This is a genomic window from Pseudomonas sp. W15Feb34, from assembly GCF_023127765.1.
Classification (GTDB): Bacteria; Pseudomonadota; Gammaproteobacteria; order Pseudomonadales; family Pseudomonadaceae; genus Aquipseudomonas; species Aquipseudomonas synxantha_A.
The window spans coordinates 146,040-162,439 of record NZ_SPKN01000044.1; the positions used below are offsets into that span (position 1 = coordinate 146,040).

Sequence of the window (16,400 nt, forward strand, 5' to 3'; positions counted from 1 at the left end):
TTTCGAAATAACAAGGAGTTAGGGATAAAAGGAAGCGACTGTAAACGCTGTAGGACCAGCGTCTGCAGCGCCCCCGAGGCGAGCCCTCGGGGGCGTCTGAATCAGGCCGGTTGGGCCTGCGGCGACTGCGGTTGCAGAGGCAGCAATGGCGCGTGCGGATCTGCCTTGATCGAAGCACGCCAGGCACCGAGCCACTCGGCATGACCTTCGTTCCAGACCTGCTCATGCAGGCGAGCCAGGGCTACCGGGTCGCTGAGCAGGGCCAGGCGTTCGCTGTTGTTGAGGCCGGCAGGGCCGACTTTCAACGCATGGCGAACGCGCTCCATGCGCAGATACTCGATCGGCTCGGCCTCACGGTGACGCGAGGTCGCCAAGGCACAGGCCAGGGCGTTCTGCTGCGGGTCGACCACCGAACGCACGAAACCGTCATTGAGGGCGTGCCAACGGTTTTCGTGGGTGTACTTCTCGGTCGACAGCAGCGCTTGCGGCGGATTGTACTCCTCGGGGATCAGGAACAGGCTCTCGTCACGGGACTTGAGGCCCAGCTTGACCCGGCTGGAAATCACCGACACCGGAATCGACAGCATCAGCGAGCCGACAATCGGCACCAGCCACCACAGGAAACTTGGGTTCAACCACACCACCAACAGCGCCCACAGGAAGCCGAGGATAGTTTGCGGGCCGTGACGCTTGACCGCTTCACTCCAAGGCGTGGAGTCGTCGTCACGCTGCGGCGAGTTCCAGGTGGCAGCCCAACCGAGGAAAGCGGCGAGGACGAAACGGGTGTGGAAAATCATCCGCACCGGCGCCAGCAGCATGGAGAACAGCATCTCCAGCAGCATCGACAAGGTCACCTTGAACTTGCCGCCGAACTCCTTGGCACCCTTGGCCCAGATCAGGATGATGCTGAGCAGCTTGGGCAGGAACAACAGCACGATGGTGGTGGAGAACAGCGCCACCGCCTTGTCCGGGTGCCATTGTGGCCATAGTGGGTACAACTGGCGCGGCGCCATGAAGTACTGCGGCTCCATCAGGGTGTTCACCGCCAGCAACGCCGTGGACAACACCAGGAAGAAGAACCACAACGGCGCCGACAGGTAGGACATCACGCCGGTCAGGAACACCGCACGGTGCACCGGGTGCATGCCTTTAACCAGGAACAGGCGGAAGTTCATCAGGTTACCGTGGCACCAGCGACGGTCACGCTTGAGTTCGTCCAGCAGGTTCGGCGGCAGTTCTTCGTAACTGCCCGGCAAGTCGTAGGCAATCCACACGCCCCAGCCGGCACGGCGCATCAGCGCGGCTTCAACGAAGTCGTGGGAAAGGATTGCACCGGCGAATGCGCCCTTACCTGGCAACGGCGCCAGGGCGCAGTGTTCGATAAACGGTTTCATGCGGATAATGGCGTTGTGACCCCAATAGTGGGATTCACCCAACTGCCAGAAGTGCAGGCCGGCGGTAAACAATGGGCCGTATACGCGGGTAGCGAACTGCTGCATACGCGCATACAGGGTGTCCATGCCCGACGCCCGCGGCGCGGTCTGGATAATCCCCGCATCCGGCGTGGCTTCCATCAGGCGTACCAGGCTGGTCAGGCATTCGCCGCTCATCACGGAGTCAGCGTCGAGAACGACCATGTATTTGTAGTCGCCACCCCAGCGACGGCAGAAGTCGTCGAGGTTGCCGCTCTTGCGCTTTACACGACGGCGGCGGCGGCGATAGAAGATCTTGCCAAAGCCGCCAGCTTCGCGGCACACGTCGAGCCAGGCTTGCTGTTCGGCGATGCAGATGTCGGCGTCGTTACTGTCGCTGAGCACAAAGAAATCGAAGCGATCCAGGTCACCGGTGGCGGCTACCGATTCGAACGTGGCACGCAAACCTGCGAATACCCGCGGCACGTCTTCGTTGCAGATCGGCATTACCAGTGCGGTGCGCGCATCCTTCGGAATTGGCTCGTTACCGGCACTTTTACCGGAGATGCGGTATTTATCGTGACCGGTCAGCAGCTCCAGGAAGCCCATGAGTGCGGTCCAGAAACCGGCCGAGACCCAGCAGAACAGAATCCCGAACATGATCAGGATGCTGGTTTGCAGCGCGTAAGGCATTACCTGAGTGGCGGTTTGCAGCAGGGTCTGGTTGCGGATTTCATCGAAGTCGACCAGCGACCAGCCCTGGTACGGCATGATGCCTTTCATGTACCAGCCGGCGACAATGGTCTGGCCCAGCATCAACACCAGCAGGATATAGCGACGGATCGAACCCACGGTACGCCAGCGGGCAGCGGGCAGTACGCGCTCATCCTTGGGTGGCTTGGGCGGGTTGGTGCGACCCGTCATCCGGCGCCAGCCGCGCACCAGGATGTTGGTGCGCCAAGGCTCGGGCACCACTTTGGTCCGGCGGATCGGCGGCGTGGCTTTAAGGCACACGCGACCGCTGGCGTCGAGCGCCAGCATCTCGGCGTCTTGCAGCTCTTCGGCGCTGTTGAGGGTCAAGCGACGGCCGACCGAAGCCTGGGCGGCCTCAGTCGGCGCGTCGAAAGTCGACGACGACAAGCGTTCGTGCAATTCGCTGAACGAGTTGCAGCCCGCCAGCTCGGCGCGCTGCTCAGCGGTCAACGGGAGGTGCGCCAGATACTCGCTCAGAGTCTCTGGCCGGACATTTGAATTACTCATCGGCAGGCAACTGATAGCTCCAGGTTTCGGTCAGGACTTGTTCGGTCTTGGCCGGCTCCGGTGTGGCTGGGGCAGCTTCTGGCTGCGGGTCTTGCTTGTCTTTTGCGTCTTTCCTGGCCTGTTTCTCGTGCTGCTTGGCCAGGACTTTGTCAGCCTTCAACACGTGATTGGAAACCGGCTCAGGCGCTGGTTGCACCACATCCTGCACCAGTGCCGCACGCATTTCGGTCGGTTTGCCTGCGTCCTTGATCTTCATACGCAGTGTCAGGCGCCAGCCTTTGGTGTGTTCGTTGTAGCGCACACTGTTTTCAACCAGTTCGGCGTTGTCGCCCACGCTCACCTGGCTGCGCACCGGGGCGTCCGGTAGCAGTTTCTTCAGGGCCGGGCCCTCGAAGTCCACCAGGTAGGCCACGCTGCCATCGGGCTGACGGATCAGGTTGGATTGCTTCACATCACCGGTAGAACGCAGGGTCTGCTTGACCCAGGCGCTGTCCGGCGAATGGAATGCAGCGTCGTCCAGGGTCCAGTGCAGACGGTAGGCGATGTCCAGCGGCTTGCCGACTTCCGGCAGTTCGGCCGGGCTCCAGAACGCCACGATGTTGTCGTTGGTTTCATCGGCTGTCGGGATCTCTACCAGGTCAACGGAGCCTTTGCCCCAATCGCCTTCAGGTTCGATCCAGGCGCTTGGGCGCTTGTCGTAGTTGTCGTCCAGGTCTTCGTAGTGGCTGAAGTTGCGGCCACGTTGCAGCAGGCCGAAGCCACGCGGGTTCTCGACGCTGAAGTTGCTGACCGACAGGTGTTTAGGGTTGTTCAACGGGCGCCAGATCCACTCGCCATTGCCGGCGTGGATCGACAGGCCGCTGGAATCGTGGAGCTCGCGACGGTAGTTAAGCACCTTGGAAGGCTGGTTGGCGCCGAACAGGAACATCGAGGTCAACGGGGCAACCCCCAGCTTGCTGACCTTGTCGCGCAGGAACATCTGGGATTTCACATCGACCACGGTGTCAGTGCCGGGGCGCAGGATCAGGCGATAGGCACCGGTAGCGCGCGGCGAGTCCAGCAGGGCGAAGATCACCAGGTGCTTGTCGCCCGGCTTTGGTCGCTCGATCCAGAACTCGGTGAACCGTGGGAACTCTTCACCGGACGGCAGCGCGGTATCGATAGCCATGCCACGGGCAGACAGGCCATACACCTGGTCCTTGCCGACGACGCGGAAATAGCTCGCGCCGAGCATGGTCATGATTTCGTCTTGCTTGTCGGCCTTGTTGATCGGGAAAAGCACACGGAAACCGGCATAGCCCAGCTGTTCGGTGGCTTTGGGATCAAATTTCACGTCACCGAAATCGAAGCGAGTCGGGTCGTACTTGATTTCATGCACGCTGTCGGCGGTGACTTCATTGATTTTCACCGGCGTATCGAAATGCATACCCTGGTGATAGAAGGACAGCTTGAACGGGGTGTTCTGATCGGCCCACTCGGCTTTTTCGTTGCGGAAACGAATCTTCTGGTAGTCAGCGAATTTCATTTCGCGGAATTCGTTCGGCAGATTGCTGCGCGGAGCTTCGTATTTCTGCCCGGCCAGCTCTTTTGCCTTGGCCGACACATCATCCAGACTGAATGCCCACAGTTGACCCGCGCCGAACAGGCAAAACAGGGCAGAGCCCGTTACCAGTGCGTTTCGTAACCGTTTGGCAGACAATTTTGGTGCATTACAGGGACTAACAATCACGAGCAACCCTCGCCGAAAACAGATCAAAAAACCAACGGCCAGCTATCTATATGCCAGGTTGGCGAGCAATGTTCCGACTCCCCCAAGGCAAAATGATTCCCCAAAGGCTATCGGACAAGGCTCTACCTAAGTCAAAAATGGACCAAACAACGCTGATCCCCGTAGCGCGCGATTATCTAGTAGCCCGCGAGACAACGCATCAGGGACAGCGAAGTATTTGTAGCGAAAACCTGCGTTTTTAGGCATTAAAGTCGTTTTTCATACATTCATGTCTGTAAGAGAAAGGTCACAGGGCCATCATTGACCAAATGCACCTGCATATCAGCGCCAAAACGCCCTGACGCCACCTTGCCATGCAATTGTTGCGCTTGTAACAACAAGTGCTCAAAAAGCGCCGCTCCCAAGGCCGGAGGGGCAGCGGTGGAGAAGCTTGGCCGCAGCCCGCTCTTCGTGTCCGCCGCCAGGGTGAACTGCGACACCAGCAGCAACCCGCCGCCGATATCCTTGAGCGAGAGGTTCATCTTGCCCTCGGCGTCACTGAACACCCGGTAGTTAAGCAGCTTGTGCAGCAGTTTGTCGGCGCTCTCGGGCGTATCTGTAGGTTCGACGGCGACCAGCACCAGCAAACCTTGGTCAATCGCCCCCACGACCTCACCGGCTACTTCGACGCGGGCGCCACGCACCCGCTGCAACAGGCCCTTCATGCTTCTTCAGGCGGCAGATCAAGCAGGCGCCGTGCCATCTCGCCGGTGGCGCGCACCAGCGCGTCGGTGATGCCCGGCTCAGACGCGGCATGGCCAGCCTCGCGAATCACCTGCAATTCACTGTTGGGCCAGGCCTGATGCAGCTCCCAGGCGTTATCCAGCGGGCAGATCATGTCGTAGCGACCATGGATGATGATGCCCGGCAGATGGGCGATCTTGTGCATATCGCGAATCAGCTGGTTGGGCTCCAGGAAGGAGTTGTTGGTGAAGTAATGGCACTCGATACGCGCAATGGACAGCGCGCGTTGCGGTTCGGAAAAACGCTCCACATGCTGCGGGCTCGGGCACAGGCCGAGCATGCGCCCTTCCCAACCCGACCAGGCTTTGGCCGCATGCATCTGGGCGATCTGGTCGTTGCCGGTGAGGCGCTTGTGGTAGGCGGCAATCATGTCGTGGCGTTCTTCCACCGGGATTGGCGCCAGGTAGTCCTGCCAGTAGTCCGGGAAAAGACGGCTCGCGCCCTCTTGGTAGAACCAGTGAATATCCTGCGGGCGGGCCAGGAAGATGCCGCGCACAATCAGGCCAAGCACACGCTCTGGATGGGTTTGTGCGTAGGCCAGGGCCAGGGTTGAACCCCAGGAGCCGCCGAACAGCACCCATTTGTCGATGCCCAGGTGCTCGCGGATGCGCTCAAGGTCGGCGACCAGATCCCAGGTGGTGTTGTTCTCAAGGTTGGCGCGGGGGGTGGAGCGCCCGCAGCCACGCTGGTCGAAGGTGACGATGTGGTAGAGGTTCGGATCGAAATAGCAGCGGCTCTGGGCGTCGCAACCGGCACCTGGCCCCCCGTGGATGAACACGACGGGCAAGCCCTCGGGAGAGCCACTTTCATCGACATACAGCGTGTGGGTGTCATCGACTGCCAGATCATGCCGGGCGTAGGGTTTGATCTGCGGGTACCAAGTCTGCATTGCGCGCTCCGTAGGGTGTCGGGTTCATCCCTGGGGGGACGTCTATTATTTTGCCGTCTCGCATCATAAACCCGAATTGTGCAATGAGCATGTCATTGAGCGCTTAGACCTGTGTCAGCCCTTCGCTGCTCAGGTAATGCAGCACGTTATCGTCGAGTTGCTGCAATTGCGTCACTGCCCTTTCCTACAAATCAGCGAGCAAGACATCTCACTACTGCGGAAAACTCTTAATTGCGACTGGATTCGACATCGCCAAGCTCAGAGCTCGCCAACTTTGAATAGAGAATCCCATGTCGATCAGCAGACTTCCCCCGCAAGGAAGTGCCACATATCAACAAGTTGAACAGTTCAGGCGTCGTGATGATCGTGGCGGGCACATCGAAATCAACGGCCTGAAGTCCAAGACCGCAGAGGAAGCCACTGCGCGACTGATAAGCCCGAATCCGATCTGGAAGGATAAGAACGGCGATGGCGTCATCACCATCACCTATTCATTTACCCCCGGCTCCGATAAACCTGAAGGGCAACATGACAGTTACCAAGGCGTGACTGATGTGTCCGAAGCAAACAAAGCCAAAACCCGCGAGGCACTCAAGCTCTGGGAAGATGTGACAAACGTGAAATTTGTAGAAGGGCCGAGAAATGAACAAAGCGAAGGTCATATCAACTTCGGCAACTTCAAAACCAGACTGAATCACAAAGGTCAGTACACCCCTTTCAACCCCCACGCCTTGCCGCCGACGAAAGACAGGCTAACGGCGCATGTCTGGACCACAGAAAAAGAAAGTGCAGGCCCGAGCGGCATGACGACTCTGATCCATGAAGTCGGCCACACGCTTGGCTTGAAGCATCCAGGAGGCAACTACGGAACAAAATATGAACAGCAAAAACTCGGTTATGTGGAAGATTCCCGTTCCCACACCATTATGAGCAAATACCAGCATGGCTCGGTTGCGAAGTCCCCCCTACAGGATGACATCACCGCCATACAGACCCGGTACGGTGTGAACCACAATACTCGCAAAGAGGACACCGTCTACGGCTTCAACTCCAACGCCAACCGAAACTTCCTCAAGCTCAAGTCCGACAAGGATGAGCTCAGAGGTACCCTTTGGGATAGCGGCGGCAACGACACACTGGATTTATCCGGCTATCAGAAAAACCAAAAGATCAACCTGACGCCTGGCACCTTCACCAATGCCAATGGTCGCGATCGAAACCTCTCTATTGCCCGGGGCGTCATCATCGAAAACGCGATTGGTGGCAAAGGCAATGACCTGATAATCGGTAACGACGCCGACAACATACTCAAGGGTGGTGATGGCGACGACATTATTGATGGTGGCAGAGGCGCGGATAAACTGTGGGGCGGAAAAGGTGCCGACACCTATGTTTATGGTAGTTGGACTGAATCGAACAGCGTGGATGGAACCGACGAAATCATGGATTTTGAAAGCGGCAAGGACAAGGTCGATGTGTCGGGCATACGCAGTAAAATCGGAGACGCCCCATTGCGATTTGTCGATGGCAAATCGGCGCAGATGCAAAAAGGCGACGCCTCCATATCCTACGACCCACACAAGAACATCAGCACACTGCGGGTCTTCGATGGCCAAGGTCAGCCACTGGAGGTGAAGGTGCACGGCGACCTGAAACAAAGCGATATTGTCCAGTGACGGTCAAACGCGCGTGCAACTCTTAGCAACACCGCCCGCCTCCTCAGCGCTGCTGTCGATTCCTGGCCGAGCCACCGATCACAGCGGTCATCCACAGGCCGGCAACGATCAGCAGGCGCGACTGGCTTGCGGTGGCGATTTCAGCCGTACTGCTTTTTCCCCCAGGCCAAACAACCTTGCAACAACTGCTTCAATACCTCCCGCGTCGGCTCAGCCAAATCCGCCCGATACCGAAACGGCTCAACCTCTTCCATATACGTGCATTGCCCCAACTCCAACTGCACCGCATGAACATCCTGCGCGGGATTGCCGTAGTGACGGGTGATATGCCCGCCCTTGAAGCGCCCGTTCAACACATGGCTGTACTGCGGATGCCCGGCGCAGATGGCTTCCAGTTGGCTGGCCAACTCGGGATCACAGGCAGCGCCGTTGAAGGTGCCGAGGTTGAAGTCCGGCAGCTTGCCGTCGAACAGGTGCGGGATCACCGAGCGGATCGAGTGCGCATCGAACAGCAACGCGTAGCCGAATTCGGCCTTGAGCCGTGCCAGTTCCTCCTGCAGCGTGCGGTGATATGGGCCCCAAATTTTCTGCAAGTAACTGGCGCGCTCGGTCTCGTTCGGCTCCAGCCCCTCGCGGAACAAGGGCACACCATCGAACAGCGTCTCCGGGTACAGGCCAGTGGTAGCGCCGGCATAGAGCGGCTTGTTGTCGGAAGGCCGGTTCAAGTCGATGACAAACCGCGAGTACTCCGCCGCCAGGGTGCTGGCGCCCAGTTCTTCGGCAAAGTCATACAGCAGCGGAATATGCCAGTCGGTGTCCGGCAGGCTTTGCGCTTGGGGAATCAACCCGGCCTCGACCGCAGGCGTCAGGCGCACGCCGGCGTGGGGCATGCTGATCAGCAGCGGTACGCGGCCTTGTTTGAATGTCAGAACCTTATCCACAACACCACTCCTTACACAGTGACGTCGGCGCCGTGGCGCACAACGCGTTTATCCAGCTGGCCGCCCAGCCAGTAGGCCAGGTCAGCGGGGCGATCAATCTGCCAGGCGACAAAGTCAGCGACCTTGCCCGCTTCCAGGGAGCCATGGGTGTCGCCCATGCCCAACGCGGTGGCGGCGTGTTGCGTGGCACCGGCCAAGGCTTCTTCGGGAGTCATGCGGAACAGGGTGCAGGCCATGTTCAGCATCAGACGCACCGACAACGCAGGGGAAGTGCCGGGGTTGAGGTCGCTGGCGATGGCGATCTTCACGCCGTGCTTGCGCAGGGCCTCCATGGGCGGCAACTGGGTTTCGCGCAGGAAGTAAAAAGCGCCCGGCAGCAACACGGCGACCGTGCCGGCAGCGGCCATGGCGATGGCATCTTCTTCAGTCATGAACTCAAGATGGTCGGCCGACAACGCGTGATAGCGCGCCGCCAGGCTGGAACCGTGCAGCGATGAGAGTTGCTCGGCGTGCAGCTTTACCGGCAAGCCAAGCTGGTGGGCAACCTTGAACACGCGCTCGACCTGTTCGGGGGAAAACGCCAGGTATTCACAGAAGGCATCCACCGCATCCACCAGGCCCTCTGCGGCCAGCGCCGGCAGCATCTCATTGCAGATGTGCTCAATGTAGTCATCGGCGCGGTCCTTGTACTCCGGCGGCAGCGCGTGAGCGGCCAGGCACGTGGCGCGCACGCTGACCGGCAGCGCTTCACCCAGGCGCCGGGCCACGCGCAGCATCTTGCGCTCGTTGGGCAGATCCAGGCCGTAGCCGGACTTGATCTCCACGGTAGTCACGCCGTCACGCAAAAGGCTGCGCAGACGTTTTTCAGCGCTCAGGAACAATTGATCTTCCGTGGCTGCACGCGTGGCACGCACGGTACTGGCAATCCCGCCGCCCTTGGCCGCGATCTCGGCGTAGCTGACGCCTTCGAGGCGCTGCTCGAATTCGCCGCTGCGATTGCCACCAAACACGGTATGGGTGTGGCAGTCGATCAGCCCGGGGGTGACCCACGCGCCTTGCAGGTCATGCACCTGGGCGTAATCGGCCGTAGGTGCCTGGCTGCGCGGGCCGATCCACTCGATCAGCGAGCCCGCTGTCACCATGGCGGCATCCTCGATAATCGAGTATTTGCCTTGGGCCATGGTTGCGACGTGGCAGTGTTGCCAAAGGGTTTTCATCAACGCCTCCCTAAGTTATCGATGAGACAAAGCCTGTTCGTAATGGACCTTGGCCGCTTGCCCGGCAGCGGGCTTGACCCACAGCAGGTACGCGACGATCAGCAGCACGATCCACACAGCGCCGACCATCAAGGCCGCCTGGGTGTCCGGGAAGTAACCGAGCACACCAAACACAAACAGCATGAACACAATGGCCGCTGCCGGCGCATAGGGCCAGAACGGCACCGGGAATTTCAGTTCGGCGACCTGCTCCCTGGTCATTGAGCGACGCATGGCGACCTGGGTAAACAGGATCATCAGCCAGACCCACACGGTGGCAAAGGTGGCGATCGAAGCGATCAGCAGGAAGACGTTTTCCGGGATCAGGTAGTTGAGCACCACGCCGCCGAGCAACGCGGCGCCCATCACCACCACGGTCATCCACGGCACGCCTTGTTTGGACAGCTGCGCAAAGCCCTTGGGCGCCTGCCCTTGCTGGGCCAGGCCGTACATCATGCGACCGGCGCCGAAGATGTCACTGTTGATGGCCGAGACCGCCGCCGAGATCACCACGATATTGAGAATGGTCGCCGCCGAGCCTATCCCCAGGTTACTGAAGATCTGCACGAACGGGCTGCCCTGGCTGCCAATTTGCGGCCACGGGTAGATCGCCATCAGCACGAACAGGGTCAGCACGTAGAACAACAGGATACGCAGCGGTACCGCGTTGATCGCCTTGGGGATCACTCGCTGCGGGTCCTTGGCTTCACCGGCAGTGATGCCGATGATTTCGATACCGCCGAACGCAAACATCACCACCGCAAACGAGGCGATCAAGCCACCAATGCCGTTGGGCATGAAGCCGCCGTGCGCCCACAGGTTGCTCAGGCCGCTAGCCTGGGTTTCACCCGCCGAGTGAATGCCGAACAGCATGATGCCGAAACCGCCGAGGATCATCGCCACGATGGCACCGACCTTGAGCAACGACAGCCAGAACTCCATTTCGCCAAAGACCTTGACGTTGCACAGGTTCAGGCCGCCGATCAAAAACACGATGCCCAGCACCCAGACCCAACGGGCCACCTCGGGAAACCAGAAGCCCATGTAGATACCGAACGCGGTGACGTCGGCCAGGCAGACGATGATCATTTCAAAGGCGTAGGTCCAGCCGAGGATAAACCCCGCCATGGGCCCCAGGTAAGTGCTGGCGTAGTGGCCGAACGAGCCGGACACCGGGTTGTGCACGGCCATTTCACCGAGGGCGCGCATCACCATGAACACGGCGGCGCCGCCGATGAGGTAAGCCAGCAGCACGGCGGGGCCGGCCATCTGGATAGCGGAGGCAGAACCATAGAACAGCCCGGTGCCGATCGCGGAACCGAGTGCCATGAAGCGAATATGTCGGGCGTTGAGCCCGCGTTTCAAACCTTTTTCTGGCTGGTGCATTTCTCTTCCCTATTATTCTTATCCCGAGAAAATCTGAATCTGGCGAAAATCAATGTGGGAGCTGGCTTGCCTGCGATGGCGGACTTCCAGCCAGCCCATCTGGCGCAGACACACCGCTATCGCAGGCAAGCCAGCTCCCACATTGGGTACCGGGGTGCTTAAAGGCTCGGCAGCAACTTGGCCGGTACCAGCTCATTCAGGCAGCGGGTGGCGAGCAGTTCGCTGGCGGCGTTGATGTCTGGGGCGAAGAAGCGATCCTTGTCATAGAACGCCACCTTATCGCGCAGGATGCCGCGGGCTTTTTCAAGTTTCGGCGAGGTCTTCAGGCCGTCGCGCAAATCCAGGCCCTGGCACGCTGCCAGCCATTCCACCGCGAGGATGCCACGGGTGTTCTCGGCCATTTCCCACAGACGCTTGCCCGCAGCCGGGGCCATGGACACGTGGTCTTCCTGGTTCGCCGAGGTCGGCAGGCTGTCGACGCTATGGGGATGGGCCAGCGCCTTGTTCTCGCTGGCGAGCGCAGCAGCCGTCACCTGGGCAATCATGAAGCCGGAGTTCACCCCGCCATTGCCCACCAAAAACGGTGGCAGTTGCGACATGTGCTTGTCCATCATCAACGAGATGCGTCGCTCGCTCAGGGAGCCGATTTCGGCAATCGCCAGGGCCATGTTATCGGCGGCCATGGCCACCGGTTCGGCGTGGAAGTTGCCACCGGAAATCACATCGCCTTCGGCGGCAAATACCAGTGGGTTATCCGACACCGCGTTGGCTTCCACCACCAGCACTTCGGCAGCCTGGCGGAACTGGGTCAGGCAGGCGCCCATGACCTGTGGCTGGCAACGCAGGGAGTAAGGGTCTTGCACTTTGTCGCAGTTCTGGTGCGACTGCGAGACCTGGCTGCTTTCGCCCAGCAGGTCACGATAGGCCGCAGCCGCATCGACCTGCCCACGCTGGCCACGCGCCGCATGAATACGCGCATCGAACGGCGAGCGCGAACCCAGTACGGCTTCTACGGTGAGGCCGCCGCAGGCAAGGGCGCCGGCGAACAGGTCTTCACCTTCGAACAGGCCGCGCAATGCATAAGCGGTGGACACCTGGGTACCGTTGAGCAGGGCCAGGCCCTCTTTGGCGGCCAGGGTCAGCGGTGTGAGGCCAGCCACTTTCAGCGCTGCGGTCGCGTCCAGCCATTCGCCTTTGTAGCGCGCCTTGCCTTCGCCGAGCAGCACCAGGGACATATGCGCCAATGGCGCCAGGTCACCGGATGCACCGACCGAACCCTTGAGCGGAATGTGCGGGTACACCTGGGCGTTGATCAGCGCAATCAGCGCGTCGATCACCTGGCGACGGATCCCGGAGAAACCACGGCTCAGGCTGTTGACCTTGAGCACCATGACCAGCCGCACCAGCGCATCGCTGATCGGCTCACCGACGCCGGCAGCATGGGACAGCACCAGTGAACGCTGGAGGTTTTCCAGGTCTTCGCTGGCGATACGGGTCGAGGCCAGCAGGCCAAAACCGGTGTTGATGCCATAGGCGGTGCGGTTCTCGGCGAGGATCTGCTCCACGCAGGCAACGCTGGCTTCGATCTGGGCCGAGGCGCTGTCATCCAGGCTGAGGGTTACCGGCTGCTGGTAGATGGCACGCAGTTGGGCGAGGCTCAGTTGGCCTGGAATCAGGTTTAGCGCAGTCACATTCGTTCTCCTTGTGAATTATTCTTAAGTGTTCAGTGCAAATTCGGTAACGCAGTGTCTTTAAGCAACTGGGCAGCGGCGGCAATATCCGGCGCCAGCCAGCGGTCCTGCTCGTAAGCGGGGACCACTTCGCGCAGCAAGCGCCAGGCGTGGTCGGTACCGGCGCCCAAGCGCTGGTCCTTGAGGAACTCGAACGCCTGGGCCGCCAGCAAGTATTCGATGGCAAGAATCTGGGTGACGTTGGCCAATACCTGGTGCAGCTTGAGCGCGGCGTTGGTGCCCATGCTCAGGTGGTCTTCCTGCAGGCCCGAGGTGACGAAGTTGTCGAGCACCGCCGGTTGCGCCAACTGGCGGTTTTGCCCGCACAAGGACGCGGCGACGTACTGCACGATCATCATCCCGGAGTTGACCCCGGGGTTGCTGACCAGAAAGGCCGGCAAGCCGCTGACGTGCGGATTGATCAGGCGATCCAGGCGGCGCTCGGCCACCGAGCCGATTTCGGCCATGGCGATGGCGAGCATGTCGGCCGCCAGCGCCACGGACTGGCCGTGGGGGTTGGCCTGGGACACCACGCGGTAGCTGACCGGCGTGCCGAGCACCAAAGGGTTGTCGGTGGCGCTGTTGAGTTCGGTCTCGATCTGGCGCGTGGCGTGCTCCACCTGATCGCGGGCCGCGCCGTGGATCTGCGGGATCGAGCGAATGCTCAAGGCGTCCTGGGTGCGGATACCTTTGCTGCTGGCGATCACCTCACTGCCGTCGAGCAACGCACGCAGGTTGCTGCCCACTTGCTGCATACCCGGGTGCGGCTTGAGGGCGATGATTTCTTCGTCGAAGGCATCGATCTGGCCGCGCTGGGCTTCGAAACTCATGGCGCCGATCACGTCGGCCCATTGCAACAGGTGGTGCGCGTCGGCCAGGGCCAGGCAACTCAGGCCGGTCATGCACGGCGTGCCGTTGACCAGGCATAGGCCATCCTTGGCACCGAGTACCACGGGCTGCAAGCCTTCAGCCTGCAACGCGTATTGCGCCGTGACGATCCGGCCGCGGTAACTCACATTGCCGATGCCGAGCAAGGCCACACCGACATGGGCCATGTGGGTCAAATACCCCACCGAACCCTGGGATGGCACTTGCGGCGTGATGCCGTGATTGAGCAGCGCCAGCAACGCGTGCACCACCTGCGGGTGCAGGCCGGATTTACCGTGGCTGTAGTTGATGATTGCCGCGCACATGATCGCGCGGGCCTGCTCGTCGCTGAGCACCGGGCCGACGCCGCAGGCATGGCTGAGCAGCGTATTGCGCGACAGTTGGCTCAGTTGCCCGCCCTCAAGCGACACATTGCACAACGCGCCCAGGCCGGTGTTCACGCCATAGGCGCGCTCGCCGCTGGCGACGATGCGCTGCACGATGGCCTGGGCATTGTCGATGCGCGCCCAGGCGTGGCCCGAGAGTTCGAGCACTGCGCCGTGGCGAGCAACGGCGGCGACGTCCTGCCAGCGCATCGGGGCGTCGGCGATGATGATTTTGGTTGCCTGGGACATCGTTGACCTCTTCATATTCTCTAAACCTTTGGCGGCCTCATCGCGGGCAAGCCCGGCTCCCACATTTGAACTGTGTGAACCCAATCAAATGTGGGAGCTGGCTTGCCTGCGATGGCGTCCGTCAGACCACCGCCGCCCGCCGCTGAACAAACCGATCCACATACTCGTCCGCCGGCGAATGCAAAATCTCCCGCGGCGTGCCGACCTGGATCAACTTGCCGTCCTTGAGGATCGCAATGCGGTTACCAATGCGCACGGCTTCGTCGAGGTCATGGGTGATAAACACGATGGTCTTGTGCAGGGTCTTTTGCAGCTCGAGCAACTGGTCCTGCATTTCTGCGCGGATCAGCGGGTCGAGGGCGCTGAAGGCTTCGTCCATCAGGATGATGTCGGTGTCTGCGGCCAAGGCGCGGGCCAGGCCCACACGCTGGCGCATACCGCCGGAAAGCTGGTGTGGGTATTTGCTTTCGTAGCCCTTGAGCCCCACGGTTTCGATCCAGTGCAGGGCGCGCTCAGCGCATACCTGCTTGGTTTCACCGCGCACTTTGAGGCCGTAGGCGACGTTGTCGAGCACGCTCTTGTGGGGCAACAGGCCGAAGCTCTGGAACACCATGCTGATCTTGTGGCGACGGAATTGGCGCAGGGCTTCCATGTCCAGTTGCAGGATGTCTTCGCCGTCCACCAGGATCGCGCCGCTGGTGGGATCGATCAGGCGGTTGAAGTGGCGCACCAGGGTGGACTTGCCGGAACCTGACAGGCCCATGATCACGAAGATCTCACCCGTGCCGATGCTCAAGGACAGATCGTTCACGCCGACCACGCAACCGGTCTCGGCCAGTACCTGATCCTTGGTCTTGCCCTGGCCGACCATCGCCAGGGCGTCCTTGGAACGGGCGCCGAAGATCTTGAAGACGTTCTTTACTTCGATTTTGCTGACAGTCGTCATTTGCTCGCCTCATGCCGTGGGCGGCCATAAGCCTGGGTAATGCGGTCGATGACCACTGCGAGAATCACGATCGCCAGCCCGGCTTCCAGGCCACGGCCGACGTTGAGGGTCTGGATGCCGACGAGCACGTCTTCACCCAAGCCGCGGGCGCCGATCATCGAGGCGATTACCACCATCGACAGCGCCATCATGGTGGTCTGGTTGATCCCGGCCATGATGCTCGGCAGCGCCAGCGGCAGTTGCACGCCGAACAGTTGCTGCCAGCGGTTGGCGCCAAAGGCGTTGATGGCTTCCATGACCTCGCCATCGACCTGGCGAATGCCCAGGTCCGTCAGGCGAATCAGCGGCGGCGCGGCGTAGATCACCGTGGCGAAAATCGCCGGCACCTTGCCCAGGCCGAACAACATCAGCACCGGGATCAGGTACACGAAGCTGGGCATGGTCTGCATGATGTCCAGCAACGGCATCAGCACCGAACGCAGGCGATTGCTGCGCGCCGACAGGATGCCCAGGGGAATGCCGATCAGCACCGAGATCACCGTGGCGACCATCATCAGTGCCAGGGTTTGCATCAGCTTGTCCCACAGGCCAACCGCGCCCACCAGGAACAGCAAACCGACGATCACCGCTGTGGTCACCAGCTTGCGCGTGGCGTGCCAGGCGATGCCCCCGACAATGGCCAGCATCAGCCACCAGGGCGCCATGCGGAGCAGGCCTTCCAGGTTGACGATGGCCCATAGCAGGGTGTCGGAGATGTGCCGGAACACATCGCCGTAGTTGGTGACCAGCGAGTCCACCCAACCGTTGACCCAGTCGGCGATGGAAAACGTAAAACTCTCAGGAAACATATCGTGCTCTCGATCCAGTGGGTTGTGGCCAGCCGCCCGGCC

The 16,400-nt window shown here is 60.8% G+C and carries 12 protein-coding genes; 1 reads left to right on the top strand and 11 read right to left on the bottom strand.

The window, feature by feature from the left end; translation table 11 throughout:
* Positions 1 to 101: 101 nt before the first annotated feature.
* The 4 genes from mdoH to pip form a co-directional block, all read right to left on the bottom strand.
* A complete protein-coding gene (gene mdoH, locus E4O97_RS20645) occupies positions 102 to 2,672 on the bottom strand; it encodes a glucans biosynthesis glucosyltransferase MdoH (RefSeq protein WP_005783974.1) in 2,571 nt (856 codons plus the stop codon).
* Positions 2,665 to 4,401 (bottom strand): glucan biosynthesis protein G, encoded by a 1,737-nt coding sequence (locus E4O97_RS20650; RefSeq protein ID WP_005783973.1) that lies wholly within the window; start codon positions 4,399 to 4,401, stop codon positions 2,665 to 2,667. The genes mdoH and E4O97_RS20650 overlap by 8 nt, the downstream gene beginning before the upstream one ends.
* 266 nt (positions 4,402 to 4,667) lie before the next feature.
* Positions 4,668 to 5,105, bottom strand: coding sequence for a D-aminoacyl-tRNA deacylase (gene dtd, locus E4O97_RS20655; protein ID WP_005783971.1), 438 nt, complete (start codon positions 5,103 to 5,105; stop codon positions 4,668 to 4,670).
* Positions 5,102 to 6,073 carry a prolyl aminopeptidase gene (gene pip / locus E4O97_RS20660; RefSeq protein WP_005783969.1) on the bottom strand — a complete coding sequence of 324 codons (972 nt, stop codon included), beginning with the start codon at positions 6,071 to 6,073 and terminating at the stop codon, positions 5,102 to 5,104. Before pip ends, dtd begins: the two co-directional genes overlap by 4 nt.
* Positions 6,074 to 6,363: 290 nt before the next feature.
* Here pip and E4O97_RS20665 point away from each other — a divergent pair, with 290 nt between their 5' ends.
* Positions 6,364 to 7,749 (top strand): M10 family metallopeptidase C-terminal domain-containing protein, encoded by a 1,386-nt coding sequence (locus E4O97_RS20665; RefSeq protein WP_248162068.1) that lies wholly within the window; start codon positions 6,364 to 6,366, stop codon positions 7,747 to 7,749.
* Between the two features lie 140 nt (positions 7,750 to 7,889).
* Here the strand turns inward: E4O97_RS20665 and hutG are convergent, their stop codons facing one another.
* The 7 genes from hutG to E4O97_RS20700 all read right to left on the bottom strand — a co-directional run bounded on the left by hutG (position 7,890) and on the right by E4O97_RS20700 (position 16,358).
* Positions 7,890 to 8,690, bottom strand: coding sequence for an N-formylglutamate deformylase (gene hutG / locus E4O97_RS20670; RefSeq protein ID WP_078820075.1), 801 nt, complete (start codon positions 8,688 to 8,690; stop codon positions 7,890 to 7,892).
* Positions 8,691 to 8,701: 11 nt separating this feature from the next.
* Entirely contained in the window at positions 8,702 to 9,907 is a 1,206-nt protein-coding gene (hutI, locus tag E4O97_RS20675; RefSeq protein WP_248162069.1) for an imidazolonepropionase, read from the bottom strand.
* 15 nt (positions 9,908 to 9,922) lie between these two features.
* Positions 9,923 to 11,332, bottom strand: coding sequence for an amino acid permease (locus E4O97_RS20680; protein ID WP_032878336.1), 1,410 nt, complete (start codon positions 11,330 to 11,332; stop codon positions 9,923 to 9,925).
* A 158-nt stretch (positions 11,333 to 11,490) separates the two neighbouring features.
* Entirely contained in the window at positions 11,491 to 13,023 is a 1,533-nt protein-coding gene (gene hutH, locus E4O97_RS20685) for a histidine ammonia-lyase (RefSeq protein WP_032878337.1), read from the bottom strand.
* 32 nt (positions 13,024 to 13,055) lie between these two features.
* Positions 13,056 to 14,564: a histidine ammonia-lyase gene (gene hutH / locus E4O97_RS20690; RefSeq protein WP_248162070.1), complete on the bottom strand. Its 1,509-nt coding sequence runs from the start codon at positions 14,562 to 14,564 to the stop codon at positions 13,056 to 13,058.
* Between the two features lie 121 nt (positions 14,565 to 14,685).
* On the bottom strand, positions 14,686 to 15,510 hold the full coding sequence (locus tag E4O97_RS20695; protein ID WP_050549364.1) for a glycine betaine/L-proline ABC transporter ATP-binding protein: 825 nt from the start codon (positions 15,508 to 15,510) through the stop codon (positions 14,686 to 14,688).
* A complete protein-coding gene (locus E4O97_RS20700) occupies positions 15,507 to 16,358 on the bottom strand; it encodes a proline/glycine betaine ABC transporter permease (RefSeq protein WP_032878340.1) in 852 nt (283 codons plus the stop codon). Before E4O97_RS20700 ends, E4O97_RS20695 begins: the two co-directional genes overlap by 4 nt.
* Between the last annotated feature and the right edge of the window lie 42 nt (positions 16,359 to 16,400).